Genomic DNA, 23,681 nt, shown 5'->3' on the forward strand with positions numbered 1-23,681 from the left:
CTCTTTTTAAAACTTAATAAATCAAAACTAAAAAGCCAGCATCAGATGACAAAAAAGTCTTCTTATGCTGGCTTTATTATTTAAAATAAATGAAAAGATCATCCAAAAACAATCTTTCCCAAAAACTTACTTCTTAAACTTCCCAATCCCACTCTGCAACCAACCATAATACTCCTCAATATTCGGATTATAAGCAGACGGTTCTGTCAAGTTCACACTATTATTATCTACAATTACATAAAATGGCTGGGCATTTGCTTTATATGTTTTAATCTGTAAATCGCTCCATTTGTTTCCGATGGTTTTGATTTTTTTTCCTGTTGTTTCAGAAACATATTGTTCACTTTCTGGAAGCTCCTTTTTGTCATCAACATAAAGGGAAATCAAAACCAAATCATTGTTTAAAACACCCAAAACTTTAGGATCTGACCAAACTAATTCTTCCATTTTTCTGCAGTTTACACAAGCATATCCCGTAAAATCTAACAAAACTGGTTTCCCTACTTTTTTTGCATATTCCATTCCTTTATCATAATCATGAAATGTGATAATATTTTGCGGTCCGTGTTCTGCTCCTTCTGGCAACGAACCTGTTATTTTTAACTCGGAATTACCCGAAACTCCAAGTCCGTTTGGCGATTCACTATATTGCATCGGAGGTGGAAATCCGCTGATTAATTTTAATGGAGCGCCCCAAAGTCCTGGAATCAAATAAATCGTGAAACTTAAAACGATCAATCCAAAACCTAATCTTCCAACTGAAATATGATTTAAAGGCGAATCATGTGGCAAAGTGATTTTTCCAAATAAATAAAAGGCCAGCATTCCGAAAACAGCAATCCAAATTGCAAGGAAAACTTCTCTTTCTAACCAATGCAATTGTAAAACTAAATCGGCATTTGATAAAAATTTAAAAGCCAAAGCCAGTTCCAGAAATCCTAAAACCACTTTTACCGTATTCAGCCATCCGCCAGATTTTGGCAATGCATTTAACCATCCTGGAAAAGCCGCAAATAATGAAAACGGTAATGCAATTGCAATCGAAAATCCTAACATTCCAACAATTGGCGCGATTCCGCCTTTTGAAGCCGCTTCTACCAATAAAGTTCCTACAATTGGACCTGTGCATGAAAATGATACAATGGCTAAAGCCAAAGCCATAAAGAAAATCCCAATTAATCCTCCTCTATCTGCCTGCGAATCGACTTTATTAGCTAGAGAACTTGGTAATACAATTTCGAAAGCACCCAAAAATGAACAGGCAAAAACGACCAATAAAATAAAAAAAATCAAATTAAACCAAACGTTTGTTGAAAGTGCATTTAGCGAATCGGCACCAAAAACTGCGGTCACAATAGATCCCAATAAAACATAAATAATTACGATTGAAATTCCATAAATCATGGCGTTTCTAATTCCTGCGGCTTTAGTTTTACTTTGTTTCGTAAAATAACTCACTGTCATAGGAATCATTGGAAAAACGCAAGGCGTCAGCAAAGCTGCAAATCCAGATAAAAAAGCTAAAATAAAAATAGTCAGCAATCCTCTCGATTCCGTTTTCTTTGGTGAACCGGTAATTTCTTGTTTTGATTTTTTTTCTTCAGTCTGAGAAACCGATTTTTCTTCTTCAATTACAGAAACTTTTTTTACTATTGGATTTTCTTCGACTGAAGCCAATTTCTTTTCACTCGGAATTTTAAAAGTTAATTCTTCTGTAGACGGCGGTAAACAGTTACTGTCGTCACAAACCATAAAATCGACTTCGGCAGCAATATTCGAAACATCATCTGAAATGAATTTGATTTTTTGAGTGAAAAGCGCTTTATCTTCAAAATATTTAATTTTCATATCGAAGATCTTATCGACTGTTTCATGTCCTTTATCCTCAGTTGTTTTTCCGATTAATTCGATTTTTTTCGGCTGATTTTTAAATGTAAAAGCCGTTGGTGAAGGTCCGCCTTCTTCAATATATTGTCCGTATAAATGCCAGCCTGATTGTATTTTCGCCTGTGCTTTTAAAAGAAATTCTTTATCTGAAATTTTTTCTACAGTTGTCGTCCATTTTACCGGATTGTACATTTGTCCGAACATGGAAACTGAGAGCAATAACAGGAATGTAATTATGGTATTTCTCATTGTTTTTTGATTAGATTTTTGAAAAAAAAGAGCTGTTGGCAAACAGCTCTTTTGGTCTTTCACAGAAAATGGCTTACTAATTCAGATTCTAAAATGAAATAATGAAAGACGAACTATTAAAATTTTAGATTTTAGATTTTAGATTTTAGATTTTAGATTTTAGATTTTGTCGCAGTATAACTTTGTCAAAGTTTAAAACTTTGACAAAGTTGAACTATCTACACCGTAAACTGAGACTGAATACTGAGACTGTAAACTGAAACTGAACACTAAAAAAAACTACTTCAACGGATTCCCGTCTTTATCAAGAGAACCCGATTTAATGATAATCATTTTATCCAACTGAACATATTTTTTAATCGCATCGTTTACTTGTTGTAAAGTTGCTTTATCAATATCTTTTGGATACTGATCGATGTAATTTGGCTCTAAACCTCTTTCGATGAAGCTTAAAATAGTTCTCGCCATTCCACTTGTGGTTGACATTCCTACTTTAAAACTTCCGATTAAATTGGTTTTCTTGTTTTCTAATTCTTCTGCTGTGATTCCGTTTTTTACCCATATATCAACCTGAACCATTGTCGCATCCAAACCTTTTTGGAATAAATTTGGATTGAAAGAAGCGTTTACAAACCAGTAACCTCCTGTTTCGATATTTCCGCCTAAACCAGAAGAAATATTATAGGTTAAACCATCATTATCACGAACAGTCTGCATTAAACGTCCAGCAAAACCAGCCCCTAAAGTATAGTTTCCAATAAAAAACGGAATATAATCCGCATCGGCTCTTTTTAAACCCGTAAACTGTCCGACGAATAATTCTGCACTTGGTTTTTCAGGAATTGTAACCACTTCTGTTTTGGATTGTGTTTTTGCAGCTTCTTCAAATTTTAATTTTTCAGTCACTCCTCCATTCCAATTTTTAAATGATTTTTTTAGAGAAGCATTTAGGTTAGCTCCATCGGTGTCACCCACAATTACCAAACGCATAGACGCCGTTCCAAAATATTTTTTGTGAAAAGCTTTCACTTCATCCAAAGTTGCATTTTTAATATTTGCAATATTGTCTTCTACTGTCAAACTATAATTTGGATTTCCTTTTGGATAAATCGCCTGAGATAAAGCAATGCTTCCTCTTTCACCTGGATCATTCAAATCCTGTTGTGTATTTCCAATAAATTGCTGTTTTAAATTTTCAAATTCTTTAGCATCAAACAACGGATTTCTTAATTCTTCTGCCAATAAAGCAATTACCTGATCTAAGTCTTTTTTCAAACATTTAAATCCGATATTAATTTTGAAACTTGAAGCATTTACATTTAATGAAACTCCTAGTTTTTGAAGTTTTTCAGAAAATTTAAACTTGTCATTCAACGTTGTTCCTTTTGATAACATTGATGCTGTTAATGCTGGAATTACATCATTTTTAGTTTCACTGGCATAATTCCCTAAAGAAATGCTAGCCGCAACCGTAACGAAATCTTTTGCTGATGTTTTTACCGAAACCACATCAATTCCAGATACTTTTTCTCTTTTAAAAGCTGAAGCCGATTTTTCGATTAAAGTTTCTGCAGAGATTAATTCTTCTGTTGTGTTTTTTGTTGAGGTTGGTACAGATGAAGCTTCTTCGTGAATATGTCCTTCTTCTGAATGTCTGTAATAAAACGGACCATTTTCTGCCATATAATTACTGGCTTTTGCCGTATCATTATTTTGATTACCAGCTTGTTTCGGAATAAAATATCCTGTTGTACTTTGGTCATCAACTAAATATTTTTGAGCCACACGCAAAACATCTGCTGGAGTTACTTTTTTCAATCGGTCAACTCCTGTAATATAATCTGTCCAGTCGCCAGAAGCGATTGCTTCGTTTAATGCTGATGCAATTACTCCAGAACCATCGCGTGCTAAAATAGTTTGTGCACTAATTTTTGCTACAACTCTATTCACCTCATCCTGAGTTACGCCTTCCTTCTGAATTTTAGCCACAACTTCACCGATTTTAGCATCAATATCTTCGTGCTTTGAAGTTGTCGGAAAACCAACGCCAATTGTAAAAAGTCCGACTTCTTTAAAGTTTGTTGCACTTGCGTAAGAATAAATTCCTAAACGGGTATCAACAAAAGTTTTGTTTAAAATAGCAGTCGGTCCAACGCCAATAATCTGAGCCAGAATATTCAACGCAGGAAGATCTTCTTGCAACGCCCCCGGAATTTTATACGCTTTGTTTACAACGCCCAATTCTCCAGGTTTTTTAACTGTAATTTTGCGCGCACCATATTGCTGAGGTTCTTGTGTATATGGCTGTGGCATTGCGTTTGGTGCTTTTGTAATTTTACCGAAATACTTTTCGATCAATTCAAAAACATTCTCTTTTTTGAAATCTCCAATAATGGTTAAAGTGGCATTATCTGGCCAATAATACGTATTATAGAAATTTCTCAATACTTCAATTGGAGCGTTTTCAATATCCGATTTCCATCCAATTGTCGAATGATGATATGGATGTGCAATATAAGCCGCTGCCCAGATTTCTTTATCTAATAAACTATTCGGATTGTTTTCTCCACGCTCAAATTCGTTGCGCACAACCGTCATTTCTGCTTCTTTATCTTCTTTCAACAATAAAGAATTACGCATTCTGTCGGCTTCGATTTGAAGCGCCAATTCGATTTTATCACTTGGCAGCGTTTCAAAATAATTCGTACGATCGTACCAAGTTGTAGCATTTAACTGTGCTCCTGTATTTTGCAGAACATCAGTAATTGTGTTTCCGTTTTTCTTATTAAAAGTTGGAGTTCCTTTAAACATTAAATGTTCTAAAAGGTGAGTCGATCCTGTATTTCCTAAAACTTCATGTTTAGAACCTACGCGATATACAATTTGTACGGTTGCAACTGGAGAAGCATTGTCCTGCAAAAGCAAAACATTCATTCCGTTTGGTTGGTATAAATATTCTTCGATTCCGCCTAATTCTTTTATTTTCTTGAAATTAACCGATTTTCCCTGCGCTGACATAAGAGCACAGAAAGCTAATGAGCAATAGCCCAGAAAGATGTATTTTTTCATTTTTTTGTTGATATTATTTAAGCAGTGTTCAGTGTTCAGTGTCCAGTTTTTTAGTGTTCAGTTTTCAGTCGCAGTCGCAGTCGCAGTCTGAAACTTTGTCAAAGTTTAAAACTTTGACAAAGTTGAGTTATCGCGACTGAACACTAAAAAACTGGACACTGATCACTAAAGATTTACGATTTACTAAAAATTTCTTTCAATTTAGATTGAAGTTCTGCTTCTCTAAGATTTTTAGCAACGATTTTTCTGTCAGGTCCAATTAAGTAGTTGGTTGGAACCATTTTTACACCGTATAGAACAGCCGCTTCATTTTGCCATCCTTTTAAATCAGAAACATGCGTCCAAGTTAGGCCGTCTTTCTCAATTGCTTTTTCCCAAAGTTTCTTTTTATCGTCCAATGAAACTCCCAAAACATCAAATCCTTTATCATGATATGTTTTGTAAGCCACAACTACATTTGGATTTTCTTTTCGGCATGGACCGCACCAGCTTGCCCAGAAATCTACTAAAACATATTTTCCTTTGTAATCTGATAATTTTACCACTTTTCCGTTGATATCGGTTTGAGAAAATTCTGGAGCTGCAACACCAATAGCTGTTTTTTCGTTAAGATCAATTGAAGCTTTTAATTTTTTTCCGTAGAATGATTTCTGAACTTCTGGAGATAAAACGGCATAATATTCTTTTACTTTTTCTGGAGTTCCATAAGACACAATTCTGTCTTCGATTACTAATGCTCCTCCTAAATTGTCTTTATTTTTTCTGATAAATTTATCTGTCAAATCATCCGCGAAAGCGCCAAGATCTTTCCATTTTTTATCCATCATGGTTTGCTGTTCTGGAGTCAATTTTACTTTTCCTCCTTGTGTTAGCGAATCAGATAATTTGTAAATAGGCCCTGCGATTGCTTGTATTTTTTTGAATTCGTTATCGTAGTACGATTTGTAGAATCCGTTTTGTGTAGCTCCAGTTACTTTAGCCTTAAAAACCGAATCTTTTTTTGCTTCAATCGTAATATCTTCATTATCTAAAAGAAAATACGCTCCGTACTCTTGCCCTTTAATTTTAATGGTATGAAATAATGGTTCCACCGTTTTTCCAGTAAAAGTGAATGCACCTTCTTTTACCTCAGCAGAATCGATTACTTTTTTATCTCCTTTTTCATCTGCATATTCTAGATAAACCATTCCTTTATCTAATCCTGCAATTTTTCCGTTGATTTTATATTCTTCTTTCTTTGCACAAGAAGTTACTGCCGTCGCAAGGACTAAGGCCAGTAAACTTGATTTTAAAATTGTACTTTTCATGTTATATTTTTTGTTTGTTAGATTGCGATTTTTTTTTTGAGTTTTCAATCGCAATTTTCAGTTATCAACTGAGACTGAGACTGAAAACTGCGACTAAAAAAACTAAGATTTCAAAAGTTCCTTCAGTTTTGCTTCCAATTCTGCACCTCTCAAGTTTTCTCCGATAATTACACCTTTACCGTCTACTAAATAAGTTGCTGGAATTGCTTTTACATTAAATGCTTTGCTCACTTTATCGTCGTCAAGAAGATTGTGCCATTGCATATTTTCTTGTACTAATGCTTTCTGCCAAGCTTTTTCGTCTTTATCGATTGAAACACTTAAAATCTCAAATCCTTTATTTGAATATTCAGCGTAAGCTGTTTTTAAGTTCGGAATTTCTTTTCGGCATGGACCGCACCAAGATGCCCAAAAATCAACCAAAATATATTTTTTCCCTGCAACGATATCTTTTGCATTGAAAGTTTTTCCATCTTTATCTTTTAATCCGAAGTTGGCAATACTTGTTCCAACTAGAGATTTCGGATTCAAATCTTTGTCTACAATTTGACCGTAGTAACTTTTCTTCGCAGCTTCTGAAAACTGCTCATAAATTGGTTTTTGCTCTGGAGTAAAATAACTGTATGAAGTCATCATGAAAAATGGTCCCCACCAATTGGTTTTATGTTTTTCAATCAAATTTTTTGACAACAATTCTACTTTCGTAAAAAATGCTTTTTCGTCTGCTTCAAATTTTTTCCATTGAGCCGTGCTGTAAACAGAATCCAATAATTTCTTGTTGTTTTCTTTTTTTGCTTTTCCTGCTAAATTACTTAGTTCGTTAATTCCAACGTGATATGCTTCGTAATCTTTATTCAATTCTTCTTTAAAAGCGGTTTCTTTAACATAATAATCGTGAGATTTAGAACCAGTAATTACTACATCTTTAAAAGAAATCCATTCGCCTTCTTTATCTGAAACTTTGCCAGCCGCTGTAATTTTTATTTTTGAATTTTCGACCATTACAGAAATATTTCCTTTGCTTTTACCAAAGACAACATAGAAAAAACGAGGTTCTTTTAGTTTTCCTTCGAAAGTAAATTTCCCGTCTTTTAATGTTGTTTCAGCAACTGGCAGTTCAGAAGAATGCGTAGCGCCTGGAACCAGTTTTACAGCTGTTCCATCTGCTAAACCAGTGATGTTTCCTTCAATTGTATAAGAAGAAACCGTCGCTGGCGCTGTTTTTTTCTTTTGCGCCTGAATGTTTAATGAAACCATAAACAAGCAAATGCACAAGCCTAATATTTTAGATTTAATTGCTTTCATTTTTGATTGATATTTTAGAAAAAAAGCTTCCTTTTCGGGAAAATCTAATCAGGAAGCTTTTCCATTATTATTTGTCTACATTTTGTGTTATTGTTCCGTTTCCTGGATTTTGCGTTGCTCCTTGTGGGAAAGGCGCTGTCCATAAATGAGAATCAGACGATAATGTGTACGTAATTCCATTTGCAACTTTGCTAAAACTAACTTTATAAAGACCTTCGGCATTTAAACGGCGTGCATCTGCATAAGGAGTAAGCGTTTGCAGCAATTCATTACTTTTTGTTTTGTAAATAGCGTTCAAAGCAGTTGCTTTATCTGTAGTTGAAATATCCTGATAAGATGCTGGAAGAATACGCGTTTTACGAACCGTATTTAAAATAGTCAATGCTTCAGTAATTTTATTATCGCGCGCTAAACACTCCGCTTTTATTAAATAAACCTCAACACTTGTAATTCCTCCAAAATTGTACATTCCTGATAATATCGAATAGTAATAAGTATCAGCCCCAACGGTTCTTACTTTCCAACGAGATTTTAAACGTACATCTCCAGTTTCAAAACGCGCAGCTCTTTCTACTGGTATACTTGGCTCTCTCCCTAATGAACGGCTTGAACCATGTCTAAAAATATAGTTTTCAACATTGTTATAGCCCATTGGCGAAACTGCTGTTGTATAAGAATTTGGTACATCTATAATGGCTTTATTTGCTTCATAAAAAGCTACCCAGTCAAAGAGTTTATTATTTTCTGCTAATGCCAAATCAGCATATTTTAAAGCCTCTGTATAATTATTCATCTGCAGATAAACTCTTGAATAAAAAGCATAACCTGCCCCTAAATTAGGATGCAAAGCGGTTTGAGCAACCTTAGGCAAATAAGGCAATGCTTCTTTAATATCATTTAGAATAAAATCATACATTTCCTGAATGGTTACTTGTTTGCTTGGCGCATTAATATTGGCACTTGTAATTAACGGAACCGATAGTTTTGTTGACGCTGTAGAAGCTACATAAGTATCTGCATAAAAATTAGTTACATAAAAAAAGTTCATCGCACGCATTATTTTTGCTTGTGCCCAAACTGTTCTCTGTTCTTGCTCAGTCGCTTTAGTGGCCGAAAGTGCATTTTCAATAATTAAATTAAAAGCCGAAATTCCGCTATAAGTTGTGTAATATGTAGATTCGTCTGATACCTTCAATGCAATACGATCTGCATTTTCGTCCCACATATAATTGGCATTATACAACCTATTACTTGTAAGTGTAGCAGCTGTTACAAATTGATCATTTAGCAAATGTGTAGCTCCCAGTATATCTATTCTTGTATTGTATTCGTCACGCAAAAAAGCTTCATAATCTGCTAATGTTTCTGGCGATTTTGCTCCTTTTGGCACATCGCTCAAGTAATCATCGCAAGATGCCAAAGTCAATCCTAAAGCCAATAAGCACGCTACTTTTTTATATATATTTTTCATCGTCTAGTCTTTATAAATTAGAAATTAACATTTACCCCCATAACAAAGCTTGGAGATATAAAACCGCCTAGCATGTATTTGGCATCTCTGCTTTTGGCAAAAGTGTATACGTTTTCTGCATTCAAATTGAATCGTACTCCGTCTAGTTTTACTCTTTTAATAAGGTCTTTTGGCATTTGATACGCTAACGAAATGTTGCTTAATCTTAAATTTGATGCATCCAAAATATTAATATCTGCATAAGAATAAATCGTACGAGATTCTGAATTAAAATCTGCTTCATATTCGTAAACCGCTCTCGGAACATTGGTAAAAGCTTCATCACCTGGTTGCATCCAACGATTTGCAATATTGTTGTTTACCACTGTAATATCTGTTACATAACCTCCAAGTCCGCCATTGTAATTGTTAGCCAACATTGGCAGGAATGTGTTTTTCACTTTATGTCCTAACTCATAAATGAAAAGAGCCGAAAGTGAGAAGTTTTTATAATTTGCTGAGGTATGGAAAGAACCACTGTGCAAAGGAACTGTTGAACCATAATCTTTAATTGCGTCTAACTGACCTGGGTTGTATTTCACCGCTGTACCTGAGGCATCATAAACCTGAGGCAGTCCGGTATTGCTTAAACCAGCCCATTGGTAACCATAAATGCTGTTAAAACTTGTTCCGATTCTAGGATAAGCCTGCGGATAATCTAATTGTAAATAGTAAACAGGAGCTTTTACATTTACATAATCTACAGTGTTTTTATTATAGGCATACAAAATAGCTGCATCCCAAGAGAAAGAAGGCGTTTTTACCATTGTTCCTCTTAAGGTAACTTCGATACCTTTGTTAGTCATTTCTCCGTTATTAAGATAATAAGTTGAATAACCAAATCCTTCTGTTGGAATTCCTTGACTACTTGCTAACAAGTCTTGTCCTTTTTTATTATAAAAATCTAAAGTTCCGCTTAATCTACTTTTAAAGAATGAGAAATCTAAACCAATATTTGTAGTCGTTGTTTTTTCCCAAGATAATTCAGGATTTGGTCGTTTTCCTACACTTCCGTACGTTCCTCCAACATTTGAATTGGCATAGTAAAAGGCCGTTAAATAAGGTGCCGCATCTTTGGCAATATTTCCTGCAATACCATAAGAACCACGTAGTTTAAGAGCATCAACCCAAGCAACATCAAAAAATGATTCATTGTTAATATTCCAACCCGCACCTACAGACCATATAGGTTTGTTTTGGTATTTACTGTCTGTTCCCCAAAGATTAGAACGATCCCAACGAATACTACCAGAAAGAGAATATTTTTTATCGTACGTATAACCCCCTGTTGAGTAAACAGAAACGTAACGGTTCTGCAATTCTTTTTCTAATGCAAAGTCATTTATCGACATATAACCGCCAAAAACAGATCCGTATACTTTTAATAAATCGGCTTGATTTATTGCGGTAAAAGATAAAGCTTGCGAATCGTAACCATAGCGAGTGTTATCATTATATTCTTGTTTAGAATGACGGATTTCCATACCTGCAATCGCAGAGAAATCATGCTTTTCTGCAAAAGTCTGATTGAAATTTAACTGCTGACGGAAATTATAAGCATTAGAAAACTGATTCGTTTCTTTAACAATATCTCCGTAAGGCAAATTATAAACCGCCTTATTATTCACAACTGTTACCAAACTATTTACTTTATTTCGCACATAGTACGACTCTCTATCAAACAATTGGCTTGCACGATCTGAAGCAAATTCATATTGGAACATGGCATTGTAAGTAAATGCTTTGCTGAATTTTACATTAAACTTAGCAAACGTTCTGTTTAAGAAATTTTTGTTCTCGATTAAGTTTCTTCCCAACTCGTCCATTGGCGTAATATCCATGTTATAAAGACCATAAGTCTGCATAGAATTAAGCGTGAAATTATTGTAACGAGAAGCAGCAGTAGAAACAAAATTAGTTCCGTCGTTATTTACCAATTGATTGTATGGCTGCCATTTATAACCCGGATTATCTGAAATAGAAACTGAATTGATTGGTTTATAATACTGTGTATCTCCTATTCCGTAATTTAGATACGTTCCTAAATCTAAAGATAGCCAGCTGTTAATTTGTGTTGAGTTTTTCAAATTAATTCCAACCGTTTGGTTTTCAGAATACATATCTTCTAACTGATTGTCTTTGTAAGTTATAGACGCATTAAAAGTATTGTTTTGGCTAGCTTTACCTAAACTAAGATTGTGCTGCATAAAATATTGATCGCGTTTGGCATATTTTGCTACATCATCGTAGTATTTATACCCCTGAGAACCCAGTTGATTCAAGCGATTATTCATATCTGCTTGAGAAATATTTCCTGAATAGCCATTTAAGATAGTCTGCATTCCTAAACTTTGAAATACTGCATTATTCAATAATGATTGTGCATAAGTAGCTGAATTAGCGGTTTTCAAGTTAGGATTTCCTTCTGCCCATCCTCTTTCTAAACCAATAATATCTGCAGAACTAGTAAGATTGCCCGTATAATTTCGATAAGGCGTAACAGTTAAATTACTAGAAAACGAAATATTTGTTTTTGCTTCTTTTGCTTTTTTCGTTGTAATTACAACAACCCCATTTGCAGCACGAGCACCATAAATAGAAGAAGCTGCAGCATCTTTTAAAACCGTTATTGTTTCAATATCTTCTAAGTTCAAATTCGGTAGATTCTCTTCTATAGTATTGTATGGTGTTAATCTAGTATTCTCAACAGGAAAACCATCAATAACATATAAAGGAGCCATAGCGTTAATATTCATAGAAGTAGTTCCACGAATTTTTCCATCTTGATATCCAACAATACGCCCTTCTAAAATTTTATCTAAACTGTTTAAACGCTGTTCTTGAAAATCTTTTGCTTTTAAACTCGAGAAAGATCCCGTTGCTTTTTCTGCCGATATATCCTGATAACCAGTCTTTAAAACCAGCCCTTCAAGTTCAAGAACATCTTCTTTTAAAACAACATTGATCACACTTCTTCCCTCTACTTTTATTTCTTGTCTTACATACCCTAAATAAGAATAAGCCAAAGTAGTTTCGCTGCTTACCGCAATAATCTGATATTCTCCATTAAAATCGGTATTTACACCTCTTCCAGAACCATTATCAGCAACTGCTGCTCCTACCAAAGGCATTCCTTTTTCGTCTGTAACCCTACCTTTTACGATAAAATCTGCTACAGGTTTTTTCTCTTCCGGTTTTTCTGCAGAGACTTTTCTAGGCGTCAGAATAATGTGGTTTCCCGACACTTTAAAATCGGTACTCGTATTATTAAAGATTTTATTTAAAATAACTTCTATTGAAGCTTCATATGCATTTACATCTATTACTCTGTTCAAATCTACAGATCTTACATTATAAACAAATCTGTAATCTGTAGTGTATTCAAGTCTTTCAATCACTTTTGCAACAGTCATATTGCTGGCATTAAAAGAAATCTTGGTTTTTTGAGAATAAGTGGTTCCGGCGTGCATTACTGTTAAGGCAGTTAGCAGAAATAATGTGGTCAATTTCATTTTCAAATCAAATTTCAAAAAAGGCTTATCAAACCTGATTCTGTTCAAGAGTTTTTTCATACTTTTAAATGTTTTTTTTAATGTTGGTTGGTTAATTAACTGACCGCATATACTCTACCGGGAAATGTTGGCGCATTTTCCGGTTTTTTTATAACGATCCTTTTCTTTTTGGATTTCTGTTACATAGGCTTGTTGATTTTAGATTTTAGATTTCTGATTGTTGATTTTAGATTTCTCAATCTTATTTCTTCCTCTTTCTTCTTTCTTTCTTCTTTACTCTTTATTCTATATTCTATACTCTTTCTTCGTCTTTACTTAATCGTTATTCTATCTCGATCAATATTGTAATCAATCGCATAACTATCGCTGAAATATTTCAAGACCACTTCAATGGGTTCATTATCAAAACGGGCGTTGAAAATTTCTTTTCCGAGTGTTTTATTTCTGTTAATGAAAGTTACATTGTATTGGCGTTCTAACTTTTTAATAATATCATCAAAAGAAGCATTTTTAAAAACCAGACTTCCTTTTACCCAATCGGTATAATAATCGGTATTGACCTGTTCGATTTTAATTTCGCTTTGTCCTTGTTGAGCCGAACCTTTAAAACCTGGTGTTAAATAAACTTGATTTTGGGTTGTTTTCTGATCTTTATAAAGCGAAACTTTACCTTCGACCAACACAACATCTGTACTGCTATTAGTACTATACGAATCGACATTGAACTTCGTTCCTAAAACCTCAACATTAACTTGCTGCGCGTTTACCGTAAACGGATGGCTTTTATCTTTGCTAACTTCAAAATAAGCTTCACCCGTTAAATACACTTCTCTATTTTGTTTTTTGACAAACTGAACTGGATATTTAAATGACGTTCCAGAATTCAAATGCACTAAAGTTCCGTCTGAGAGCTGCACCTCAAATTTTTTACCGTACGGAATTTTCAATGTATTGTAAACCAATTCTCCTTCAGCAAAAGCTTTATTATAAACCAATCTGTTTTTCTCTTGTTTTCCAATAATATTTCCGTCTTTGTCCGTAACATTTTTTTCTCCAGAAATATCAATAGTTTCAGATGCACCGTTACCCAATTGTAAAACAATCTCGTCGACTCTCGGCACAATAACATTTTGTTTAACTTGTTCTGCACTAGAATTTTTATAGAAATAAAAACCTCCCAAAGCCACAATTAAAATCGCAGCATATTTATAATAAGATGAAAATCTTCGTTTATAAAAAACATTATTTTCCTTATTGATTCGTTCCGAAAGCTGTTTTCTAACTTCGGTCGAATCAAAAGTGTTCAAAGCAGTATCAATTGCATAATTGGTTTTCACAAAATCCTTAAATACAATTTGATTCTCTTCTTCTCTTAACCACTCGGTAAGCTGCTCAATCTCTTCTTGAGAAGCCTGATTTGTGATAAATTTAACAATTAGTCTTTCTGACTTTTTTACTGTCATTTTAGTCGTTTTTAATATTATTACGAAGCCAAAAAACAAAACCCTAACAATTTGATAAAGTTTTTTTCATTTTACTGATTTTTTTATTTTTCGCAAGTGTTTTCCCTCAATAAAACTCTACTAATTTGATAGATATTACAAACTAAAAGATTTATATTTGCATTTTTCCTCCTTTTTTATTTGTAATAATTTTCAAATAGAAAGGCTAAAAAAAGGTCGATTTGAGCAAATTCAGTTTACTTTTTAACCTCAAAACCTATTAATTTATATATTTGTTTTTATGAAGATTGATGATTACAGCGATAATACCATTCTAATTGAGTCTCTACAAAATGGAGATGAAAGTGCATACACGTACCTTATCGACACCTATCATCATAAACTTTGTGTGTATGCCAACAGCTTGGTAAAGAATGTTTATAGTGCCGAAGATATCGTGCAAAATGTTTTTATTAAAGTTTGGGAACAACGTACGAGACTAAAAGTAGATCATTCGCTAAAAAGCTTTCTTTACAAACTGGTTTACAATGAATTTATCGATTTGTATCGAAAAAACCAGTCTTTATTTTCTCTAGAAAAATCGTATTATGATGCCTTAAACGGAATTGTTCCAGAAGAAGATTCTGAATCTTTTCAGAGGGTTTTGAATGCGGTAAACAAAGAGATTCAGAACTTACCGCCAAAATGCAAAGAGGTTTTTATTTTAAGTAAAAAAGAAGGTTTAACCAATATTGAAATAGCCGAACATTTGGATGTCTCCATCAAAACCGTTGAAGCGCAGATTACCAAAGCGTTCTCGATTTTGAGAACTTCTTTGGAAGAAAGAGTAAAGAGTGTATTGTTCCTTTTGTTTTCTGCTAAAAAAAAATTCAAACTAAATAATTTAATCTGAATTTTCCTTTTATTGTTTTAAAGCATAAATATATCCGCTTCCTTTTTCTCCGTTTTCCAGCTCATATTCGGTTTGAATTCGCATATAGCCATCACCTTCAAATTCATCGAGATAATCCCAATGCGAAGTCAAATCTTCCGAAAATAAAACATGCGCCTTTATCGTTTCGGCTTCTTCATTATTAACGGGAATAAAACCATTATACCCTAAAGAAGAGCCCCAACCACCTTCTTCAAGTTTTCCTTTTATAATTGCTTTTTTCCATTCTCCCTTTATCGGATCCATAACCGAATGATTGGATTCTCCCGGAGCCAATGATCCGTAAATAATTAAAGCCGGAATTGCTTCTATCTTTTTCATCTATTCTTGCTTCTAACCTCTATATTCTATATTCTATATTCTTGTTTCTTGCTTCTTGTTTACACAGCATCTTTCATCTCACTTCTTTCTTCAGCAAAATCTAAAACAGGTGTCTTCATATCATGGTACAAAAGCACTTTCCAGTTTTCATCTTTTGCCTGCTGTTCCCATTTTTTTCTTGATTCCATAGCACGTTTCCCGTCGAAGTCGGTTTTGTAGGCAACAGGAAATTTTAAATATCTTTTTTGAGGCAAATCATCTGCTCCATAAAAAACAATTTCGTTATCGGCTTTAATCCAAAATACTTGTTGAAATTTGGTATGTCCTGCTGTAACTTCAAAGGAAATTTCGTCTGAAATTTGTCCCCTGTCTTCATTTAATAATTCAACATTTGGCAATTCTTTCAGCTCATTTAATATTTCAGGAACGTACGACGGATTTTGCAATTGTTCTAAAGCAAAATCTATTTCTCGTTCTTGAATGTAAATCCTCGCATTTGGAAAATTTTGAACAAACTGATTATTTTCAAAATAACCGATTCCTTCTATATGATCTTTATGTAGATGCGAAACCAGAATTTTAGTAATCTGTTGAGGTTCGATATCATTTTTTCTCAGCATTTCGTAAATAAATGGAACGCCATTATTGACAAATCCTAAACCGAAATCTATTAAAATAACATCATGATCTGTAATAACAACAAAAGGCTGAATCGCCATTTTTAAACCAGAATCGATTGTATGCTCTGTTAAAAGCTGAAATTCTTTTTGAGAATTGACGATATAATTTCCTTCTTGTAATGCTATAATTTTCATGTTGCTTTTGTTTGTAATGGTATAACAAAGCAAAGTTCTTAAGAATTTCTATATTTGTAAAGCCTTATTTTTCGATATAATCAATCGATAAAACCGATTTAGAAATGGAACTTCGTCAGCTTAAATATTTTCTGAAAGCAAAAGAATTGCTGAATTTTACCGAAGCAGCTTCGGCGCTTTATATCAGTCAGAGTACTTTATCGCAACAAATTAAACAATTGGAAGACGAACTTCAGGTTCCGCTTTTTAATCGAATTGGAAAACGAATTACATTGACAGAAGCTGGAGAATTATTTTCGGTTTACGCGCAGCAATCGGTCAACAAAGCTTCTGATGGACTTCAATTATTAAAAGATTTAAATAAACTCGAAACTGGAAAAATTGCCATTGGCGTTACCTACGCTTTACGACATGTTGTTACAAAAGCTTTGATTTTGTTTAGTTCGGAATATCCTAAAATTCAGTTCGAAATTATCTTTGGAACTTCGCAAGAGCTCATTCAAAAACTAAATCATTTTCAGCTCGATGTTATTCTAACTTTTGAGGAAATTGCTTCTGAAGCGCATTTTAAATATTTAGAATTGTTTACTTCGCCAATGGCTTTGGTTACGTCTTCTGAAACTTCTTTAAAAAATAAAAAGACCATTTCTCTAGAAGAAATTAGTACGTTGCCTCTTGCCATGCCTGCTGGAGGTTTTAGCACCACTCAATTTATTAGCAAGGCCTTTGAAAAAAACAATTTACATCCGAATGTTACGATTGAAATAAATGATATTCCCACTTTGCTTGAACTTATTAAAACGGGAAAATGGCACACGATCTTAACGAAAACTACAATTGAAGACGAAAAAGATTTGTACGCCATTCCAATAAAAGGAGAAAATATGACACGAACTGCAATGCTGATTTCTTTGAAAGAAGTGTATGAGAAAAAGGCCGTTAAGGCGTTTTTGAAAATGCTCGTAGAAAATTTGAAATAGTTTTTAAATATCGATTTTTTAAAACAAGTCCCAGCGGGACGGCATATTTATAGAAACAATTATTCACATTTCAAAAGAGCCCCAGCGGGGTGAAATATTAATTATAGGATTATGTCGCTCCTCTGGAGCTTTTGTTAACCATGTATCAAAATAATCTATAAATATTTCATTCCTCCGGAATTTTGTCTAAAAATTGTTTGCAGCAAACTTTGTCAAAGTTTAAAACTTTGACAAAGTTCTCATTACTAAAAATCTACTTCAACTCTGCTTCAAAAGGCGAAGCGGGCAAATTTTCTTTATTGTATAAATTGGCTTCAACTGGATTATCTGCCCAAGCATAACGCACTTTTACAGGATTTGAAACGGCATCATTCCAAACTATAATTTTATCGCCTTCGATAATTGCTTTTGCCCAAACAAATTTTCCGTCGGTTCCTGCAATGGCAAATTCTTTTAACTCATTTCCGTTTTTGCTTTGCAATCCTGTTCCCATATCTGAAAAGCTTAAAATCAGTTTATTGCCATTTTGTTTCATCGATTGAAAAATCGGACCAGAAGCTGTTAAATTTTTCTCTCCGTAAACCAATTTTCTTGCTTGTAGCGATAATCTTTTTCCAACATCATATTTGTTTAATGGGTGAATATCATTCCATTCGCCTAAATCTATTGTGATCGCCAAGCCTGTATTTGGAACTTTCAACGTATTTAATTGCTGCTGTCTTAAAGCCGCCCAATTGCTTTCTGTTGGTTCTGTTTTGGGTTCCATAAAATTAGGCAGCTGCACCAATAAAAATGGCAATTTTTCCTGTTTCCATTGCGCACGCCAATTAGAAATTAAAGCTTCCATTAAAGGTCCATATTCCAATGGCTTTCTAGTATTGGCTTCGCCCTGATACCATAAAACCCCTTTTATTGGATAATCTTTTAGTGGTGCAATCATGGCATTGTAAAGTCCGACAGGTTTCCAACGCACAAAAGTTTGCCCTGGTAACGGTTCCATTTTTGAACCTAATTTGTATTTCCAAGTTCCTTTTAAATCAATAGTTTTATCGCCTACAATTAACTCGTAAGGTTTATCGATTACAAAACCTCCTTTTCCAGAATTGTTGATGATGCGAACCGTGATTTCATTTTTTCCTTCTTTTAAAACATTAGCATTAAAAGAATAAATTCTTGGCGGATATTGGTACGAAGTTGTTCCAACGAAATGTCCGTTTACAAAAACGGAGTCAGCATCAACAATTCGTCCTAAAATTAATTTTGCTTGATTTTCGTTTACTTTTTCCAGAACAAAATCCTTTTTAAACCAAACCGAACCATTTATTTTCCCGAGTTCACCATCTGCCCAATAACCTGGAATGTTCATTTCTTTCCAATCTGAAGTTTCGATCGAATTTCTCCATTTATCTTTCAGTCCAAGATCGGTTTCATTGAGTAATTTATGCCAATTTGAACTAACTTTTCTATCGTTTTCATCGATTTGTTTTTCGAGTTTTCCGTCTTTGAATTTTAGATATTCCTGCTCATATTCGGGGAATTTTTTAATGCTTTCTTCGCTAATCCACGATTCTGCGGGAGAACCTCCCAAAGCACTGTTGATTAATCCAATTGGACTTTTATACTTCTCGTAAATTTCTAAAGCGAAGAAATATCCAACTCCTGTAAACTGCAAAACATTTAGAGGATTTGCTTCAACCCAAGAACCAGATGAAAAATCGTTTCTTTCTTTCGCAAAATAATATTCATCGGGAACTAAAAATTGTCGAATATTCGGATTGGCAGATCTTTCAATTTCTTCTTTGTATTTGTCTTTCAGTCGATCCATTGGAAGTTCCATGTTGGATTGTCCCGAACATAACCACACATCTCCAAATAGAATGTTTTTTAATACAATTGTATTGGATGCTTTTAAAGTCATTTCATAAGGCCCGCCGGCTTTTTGAGACGGAAGCTTGATCGACCATTTTCCGTCTTGAGCTGTTATCGTTTTGTATGTTTTATGATTAAAATCGAGTTCGATTTTCTCGTTTGGCGATGCCCAACCCCAAATATTGACTTTTGTATCGCACTGCAATATCATTCCGTCGCTTATCAATCGCGGAAGTTTTATTTGTGCGTTTATGCTAAGAGTTATTAGAAATGCAAGTATTATTTTTTTCATTATAATCTGTTTTATTTTTTTTAGCCACGACACGAGCGATAGCGAATAGGCGAAGCAATTCACGAATTTCTCTTATTCTTTTCTTTGTGTTTTAATTATCTTCAATTACACAAATTAATTTGTGTAATTGAATCACTCTACACACAAAGATTTTAATAAAAAATTCGTGAACTCGTGGCAAAAAAAACTATTCATAACTATATAATTTTATTTTTTGGATTTCGTAATCACCAACTGAAATTCTCAAATGCCTCCCTTGATGGGTTTGATCTCCGTTAAAATGTCTGATGGTTTTCCATTTTTCATTTTCAAATCGGCCTTGATCGGTTTTTAGAATTCCTGCGTTTACATTTTCCTTCAATGGTTTAAAAGTAACCACAATCCCTGAACCTGAAATATAAAATTCGTCTTTGGCAATTTCAATAATAATGGCGCTTGACATTGGCCAAGTTTCTGCTTTTGCTCCATCAGACCAATTTAAGGTATAATCGTGTTTGAAAGTGAATTCGTAATCACCCATTTTTATGATTTGCGTATTATTTTCTTTGTCTAATAAAACACCGTCAATTTTTCCTTGTCCTTTATTGACTTCAATTGTCGGAGTTAACTGTTGCACTAAATCATATATTTTCCCTAATGGTTCTTTTTTGCCATCGGCAACAGATTCTATTGAAAATGGCGAAAAACCAATTGCTTCGTAATGCCCTATAGCGTATAAACCTTTAAAAGGCGCCGTTTCATCAAAACGGTGTTCTGGAATAAATAACGGATCGCCTTGACGGGTAAACAAATCGTTCCATTGTTTAAATGAGGGGTTGTAAAAATCGGGCGCTAAAAAATCAATCGAATTTCCTGCGGCTTTCCAAACGTCCATAATATGCGGCAACGGTCCTGCACTTGGATATTGTCCTGGCTTTTTTTCTGGAGCATTCAACGCTGCATTTACAAACATCGGAATTGGATAAGCGTCTTTTCCTGCCTTAGCAACAATATTGGTGAACTTAGAAAAATACCAAGCCATAAAAATTTCATCGGTATGTAATCCTTTTCCAAAAATTTCTTCCCAGTTTCCTTTTGTTTTGAATCCGTTTTTCTTCCAGATTTCTAAAAATTCAGGAACTAATTTTTGTTTGTTTCTTTCTAAATATTTGATCAATTCCTCTGGAACCGGCTTCTGAAATGCAGCATTCGCTAAAGCGTGATAATCGCGAGCAGTTGGCAGCATTCCGATTTCGTTTTCAACCTGAACCATAATTACGGTTTGGTCTTTTTGATCGAAATCTTTGATATGTGTCATCAGTTTTTTGAAAGCATTCAAATCGGCCTGAAGATTATTTTCGCTGAAAGGCGTTAAAATTTCGTGACTTTTGTTTGTATCGTCTTTAACTCTCGGGTATTTTTTCTGGTTGAGTTTTACCCATTCTGGCGCATGGCTCGACATGCTGTTTTTCCATGATCCAAACCAAAGAAAAACGAGTTTTAAGTTTTCTTTTCGCGCACGAAGAATCAAATCATCTACTAACTGAAAATCAAATTTGCCTTCTTGCGGTTCTATCAATTCCCAATAAATCGGGGTTAAAACCGTGTTGAGGTTCATATCTGTCAATTTAGACCAGATAGATTCCATGCTTTCCATACTGGTTGCAGAGGAATTTCCTAATTCTCCGCCTCGTATTAAGAATGGTTTTTGGTTGACAACTAACTGTGTTTTGTTTCCTGTCTTCTGAAGATGAGGTATGTTTTGACTAAATCCAAATTGTATCGTCAAGAATGAAATGAGAAACAATTTGCCTTTTGTAAAAATGCTTATTTGGTTTGTTTTAAGATTCAAAGCCATTTGGATTTTTTTTTTGCTCCGATCAAATCTTGAGCGATAAAAGTTAGGAAAAATAAACAATCCATAGTGCAGACCCTTTTACAGACTTGCACTATGGATATTATTACTAATTAAATACTTAAGGTTTTTGTAATTCTCCTGAGAAACCTAAACTCACATCTTTTCCTGCAAGACCATCTGCTGCACCTTTATAAGCGTGTTTACGAACGTAATTTGCATCCCAAAGATTCGGAGATTCATTTGGAAGCCAGTATTCATGTTCTTTAGAATTATCTGATACTCCCCAAATTGTAATTCCGTATTGCTGAGCCGCAGGAATATATTTTTTGTATGAATCAATAACAAATTGATACATTTCTGCCTGAGAAGCTTGCTGTGCAACTGTTGGTGTTGCAGTTCCTAATCTGATGTCTAATTCAGAAATTTTAATCAATTTTCCAGTAGCTGCCAATTTTTGAAACATCTGAACAATTTTATCTTTCTCTGTAGTTAAACCAATGTGCATCTGTGTTCCTATTCCGTCAACTTTAGCACCTTTCTCTTCAATATATTTTACGTACTCGATTAATCCGTCACATTTATCCAGTCTCGATTCTAAGTTGTAATCGTTGATGAAAAGTTTATCTGTTTCATTTCCATATTGACGTGCTAGTTTGAAAGCTGTTACAGCATAATCTTTTCCAAGATATTTAATCCATGAGAAATAATCTGAAGCCGTATCGCCTTCTGTCCCGTTTCTTAGAGTTCCATCTTCTTTCATTGGTTCGTTTACCACATCCCAAGAGAAAACGCTTGTTTTATAATGTGTCATCATTTTAGAAATCCAATCTGTCATAGCATCGCTAATAATTTTAGTTTTCTCTGCATCTGTTTTCTCAATTGTAACTGGAGCTGTCGGGCCTCCGCCAGTTGCTGCGCCATCGGTTACCAAAACATTATCGATATAATAGGTTCCTGCCGCTCCTCCTAAATCGAAACCAAAACCTGTTTCACCGCCTTTTGCTGCGATTTTCCACTCGATTTGTTTCCAAGTTGTAGTAGTGGCCTGATCGCCTTGGTAACTTGCTACACCCGATGGAGTTGTTGAACATCTTACAGATCCTGCAGCTTCAGAACGAATCATATACGAAATGGTATAGTTTTTTGCTGCTACTAATGGAGAAGTAAAAGTGGTTTGAATCTGAGTTTTCCATTGGTTTCCAGCATCAGATGTTGCATTAACTACTTTCATAGCTCCACTTCCTTCGTAAGCATTTGAAGCTCCTGCTGCGCTTAATGCATCTGTTGCACCATTGGCTTTGCTCCATCCTGTTATTCCAGAATTAAATGTTCCGTTAGAAACTAAATTAACTGGCCCTGTCTTAGCATCCAAATCGACAACTGCTAGCGTATTAGCATCAATCAGATAGGTTACATTTGGAAGATATCCTAAATCTAAATTAAACTGAAAAGTTGTGCTTCCTGCTTTAAAATCGCCTGGCGCTAATTTAATTTTAACTTGTTGCCAAGAAGAAGTGGTTGCAAAAGCTTCTGTCCATGTTCCGCCTGTGCTAAACCAATCTTTGTATGGGTATTGATTTGCCAATGAAGCATTAAATGAAATACGTCCTTTTCCTGTTACATCAGATTTGATATAAAATGAGATTTCGTAATTATGCCCATCCACAATTGGCACATTCGGAGAGGTCAGCTGAAGACTATAAGCCGCCGAAGAACTTGCACTTGATGCTAATTGAATTGCCGCAGATGTACTTGTTAATCCCGCATTGGCAACTGTAGTTATACCTTTTCCTGGGTTATTTCTAGCCCATCCTGTAAAAGTTCCGTTTTTAATAGGAGTTAGATCTAAGACATTTGTGCCGCTTGAACCTGGAATTACTGTTGGGGCAATAATACTGTTTAGGTAACTTGCATTCTGGTTGGAATGCCAAATTAAAGTGTGTCCGAAAACTTTTAATCCTGCGCTTTTTGTTGCAGCAATAAAAGCATCTACATTGGCAAAATCAATTTCTCCTTTGGAGTTTACCATTGCCCCATGTTTCATTTCGTAACCTGGCGTTACTTCATCAAAATTTTCGTTTACGATTTTTCTATAATTAGCATCGCTCATGTACAAACTTATTCCAATTCCGTTTCCTAAAGAAAAATCAGAATAGTTTTTTAAGGGTTCGTAACGGCTTATTTTTTCTACTAAAGCCAACGGAAGTTCGGCTCCTGTTACTTCTCCGTGCTCTGGGTCTTTTCCCCACTCCATCAAATTATCATCGCATGATGACAAAATCATTAGTGATGAAGCAATTATTGGTATGATATATTTAGATTTCATTTTGTGGC

At 34.5% G+C, this 23,681-nt stretch carries 14 protein-coding genes; 2 read left to right on the forward strand and 12 right to left on the reverse strand.

Going from position 1 to position 23,681, the window contains the following annotated elements; translation table 11 throughout:
* Positions 1-126: 126 nt before the first annotated feature.
* The 7 genes from BSF41_RS20130 to BSF41_RS20160 all read right to left on the reverse strand — a co-directional run bounded on the left by BSF41_RS20130 (position 127) and on the right by BSF41_RS20160 (position 14,302).
* Complete coding sequence (locus BSF41_RS20130) at positions 127-2,136, reverse strand: cytochrome c biogenesis protein CcdA (protein WP_095931326.1); 2,010 nt, start codon at positions 2,134-2,136, stop codon at positions 127-129.
* A 279-nt stretch (positions 2,137-2,415) separates the two neighbouring features.
* Complete coding sequence (locus BSF41_RS20135) at positions 2,416-5,205, reverse strand: pitrilysin family protein (RefSeq protein ID WP_095931297.1); 2,790 nt, start codon at positions 5,203-5,205, stop codon at positions 2,416-2,418.
* A gap of 173 nt (positions 5,206-5,378) precedes the next feature.
* Positions 5,379-6,512 carry a TlpA disulfide reductase family protein gene (locus tag BSF41_RS20140; protein WP_141248172.1) on the reverse strand — a complete coding sequence of 378 codons (1,134 nt, stop codon included), beginning with the start codon at positions 6,510-6,512 and terminating at the stop codon, positions 5,379-5,381.
* Positions 6,513-6,614: 102 nt separating this feature from the next.
* A complete protein-coding gene (locus BSF41_RS20145; protein ID WP_095931299.1) occupies positions 6,615-7,817 on the reverse strand; it encodes a TlpA disulfide reductase family protein in 1,203 nt (400 codons plus the stop codon).
* Between the two features lie 67 nt (positions 7,818-7,884).
* A complete protein-coding gene (locus tag BSF41_RS20150) occupies positions 7,885-9,288 on the reverse strand; it encodes a RagB/SusD family nutrient uptake outer membrane protein (RefSeq protein ID WP_095931300.1) in 1,404 nt (467 codons plus the stop codon).
* Positions 9,289-9,305: 17 nt separating this feature from the next.
* Positions 9,306-12,899, reverse strand: coding sequence for a SusC/RagA family TonB-linked outer membrane protein (locus tag BSF41_RS20155; RefSeq protein ID WP_095931301.1), 3,594 nt, complete (start codon positions 12,897-12,899; stop codon positions 9,306-9,308).
* A 251-nt stretch (positions 12,900-13,150) separates the two neighbouring features.
* Positions 13,151-14,302, reverse strand: coding sequence for a FecR family protein (locus BSF41_RS20160; RefSeq protein ID WP_095931302.1), 1,152 nt, complete (start codon positions 14,300-14,302; stop codon positions 13,151-13,153).
* A gap of 280 nt (positions 14,303-14,582) precedes the next feature.
* On the opposite strand from BSF41_RS20160, the gene BSF41_RS20165 reads away from it, so the two are divergent.
* Complete coding sequence (locus BSF41_RS20165) at positions 14,583-15,194, forward strand: RNA polymerase sigma factor (RefSeq protein ID WP_095931303.1); 612 nt, start codon at positions 14,583-14,585, stop codon at positions 15,192-15,194.
* Between the two features lie 9 nt (positions 15,195-15,203).
* Here the strand turns inward: BSF41_RS20165 and BSF41_RS20170 are convergent, their stop codons facing one another.
* Both BSF41_RS20170 and BSF41_RS20175 read right to left on the reverse strand, forming a co-directional pair.
* On the reverse strand, positions 15,204-15,554 hold the full coding sequence (locus tag BSF41_RS20170; protein WP_095931304.1) for a gamma-glutamylcyclotransferase family protein: 351 nt from the start codon (positions 15,552-15,554) through the stop codon (positions 15,204-15,206).
* Positions 15,555-15,613: 59 nt separating this feature from the next.
* Positions 15,614-16,369: an MBL fold metallo-hydrolase gene (locus tag BSF41_RS20175; protein WP_095931305.1), complete on the reverse strand. Its 756-nt coding sequence runs from the start codon at positions 16,367-16,369 to the stop codon at positions 15,614-15,616.
* Positions 16,370-16,473: 104 nt separating this feature from the next.
* On the opposite strand from BSF41_RS20175, the gene BSF41_RS20180 reads away from it, so the two are divergent.
* On the forward strand, positions 16,474-17,349 hold the full coding sequence (locus BSF41_RS20180) for a LysR substrate-binding domain-containing protein (RefSeq protein WP_095931306.1): 876 nt from the start codon (positions 16,474-16,476) through the stop codon (positions 17,347-17,349).
* A gap of 253 nt (positions 17,350-17,602) precedes the next feature.
* Here BSF41_RS20180 and BSF41_RS20185 read toward each other — a convergent pair whose 3' ends face one another.
* The 3 genes from BSF41_RS20185 to BSF41_RS20195 all read right to left on the reverse strand — a co-directional run bounded on the left by BSF41_RS20185 (position 17,603) and on the right by BSF41_RS20195 (position 23,673).
* A complete protein-coding gene (locus BSF41_RS20185) occupies positions 17,603-19,510 on the reverse strand; it encodes a sialate O-acetylesterase (RefSeq protein WP_095931307.1) in 1,908 nt (635 codons plus the stop codon).
* A 187-nt stretch (positions 19,511-19,697) separates the two neighbouring features.
* Positions 19,698-21,347: a DUF5597 domain-containing protein gene (locus BSF41_RS20190; protein WP_095931308.1), complete on the reverse strand. Its 1,650-nt coding sequence runs from the start codon at positions 21,345-21,347 to the stop codon at positions 19,698-19,700.
* A 118-nt stretch (positions 21,348-21,465) separates the two neighbouring features.
* Positions 21,466-23,673: an endo-1,4-beta-xylanase gene (locus BSF41_RS20195; protein WP_095931309.1), complete on the reverse strand. Its 2,208-nt coding sequence runs from the start codon at positions 23,671-23,673 to the stop codon at positions 21,466-21,468.
* Positions 23,674-23,681: the final 8 nt, after the last annotated feature.

This window comes from Flavobacterium sp. ACN2 (assembly GCF_002303885.1).
Lineage (GTDB): Bacteria > Bacteroidota > Bacteroidia > Flavobacteriales > Flavobacteriaceae > Flavobacterium.

Excerpts from the sequence above, each read along its gene's own strand:
- BSF41_RS20175 (WP_095931305.1), bottom strand. The coding sequence starts at position 16,369 with ATGAAAATTATAGCATTACAAGAAGGAAATTATATCGTCAATTCTCAA.
- BSF41_RS20160 (WP_095931302.1), bottom strand. The coding sequence starts at position 14,302 with ATGACAGTAAAAAAGTCAGAAAGACTAATTGTTAAATTTATCACAAAT.
- BSF41_RS20140 (WP_141248172.1), bottom strand. The coding sequence starts at position 6,512 with ATGAAAAGTACAATTTTAAAATCAAGTTTACTGGCCTTAGTCCTTGCG.
- BSF41_RS20190 (WP_095931308.1), bottom strand. The coding sequence starts at position 21,347 with ATGGCTTTGAATCTTAAAACAAACCAAATAAGCATTTTTACAAAAGGC.
- BSF41_RS20145 (WP_095931299.1), bottom strand. The coding sequence starts at position 7,817 with ATGAAAGCAATTAAATCTAAAATATTAGGCTTGTGCATTTGCTTGTTT.
- BSF41_RS20150 (WP_095931300.1), bottom strand. The coding sequence starts at position 9,288 with ATGAAAAATATATATAAAAAAGTAGCGTGCTTATTGGCTTTAGGATTG.
- BSF41_RS20185 (WP_095931307.1), bottom strand. The coding sequence starts at position 19,510 with ATGAAAAAAATAATACTTGCATTTCTAATAACTCTTAGCATAAACGCA.
- BSF41_RS20180 (WP_095931306.1), top strand. The coding sequence starts at position 16,474 with ATGGAACTTCGTCAGCTTAAATATTTTCTGAAAGCAAAAGAATTGCTG.
- BSF41_RS20130 (WP_095931326.1), bottom strand. The coding sequence starts at position 2,136 with ATGAGAAATACCATAATTACATTCCTGTTATTGCTCTCAGTTTCCATG.
- BSF41_RS20155 (WP_095931301.1), bottom strand. The coding sequence starts at position 12,899 with ATGAAAAAACTCTTGAACAGAATCAGGTTTGATAAGCCTTTTTTGAAA.
- BSF41_RS20165 (WP_095931303.1), top strand. The coding sequence starts at position 14,583 with ATGAAGATTGATGATTACAGCGATAATACCATTCTAATTGAGTCTCTA.
- BSF41_RS20195 (WP_095931309.1), bottom strand. The coding sequence starts at position 23,673 with ATGAAATCTAAATATATCATACCAATAATTGCTTCATCACTAATGATT.
- BSF41_RS20170 (WP_095931304.1), bottom strand. The coding sequence starts at position 15,554 with ATGAAAAAGATAGAAGCAATTCCGGCTTTAATTATTTACGGATCATTG.
- BSF41_RS20135 (WP_095931297.1), bottom strand. The coding sequence starts at position 5,205 with ATGAAAAAATACATCTTTCTGGGCTATTGCTCATTAGCTTTCTGTGCT.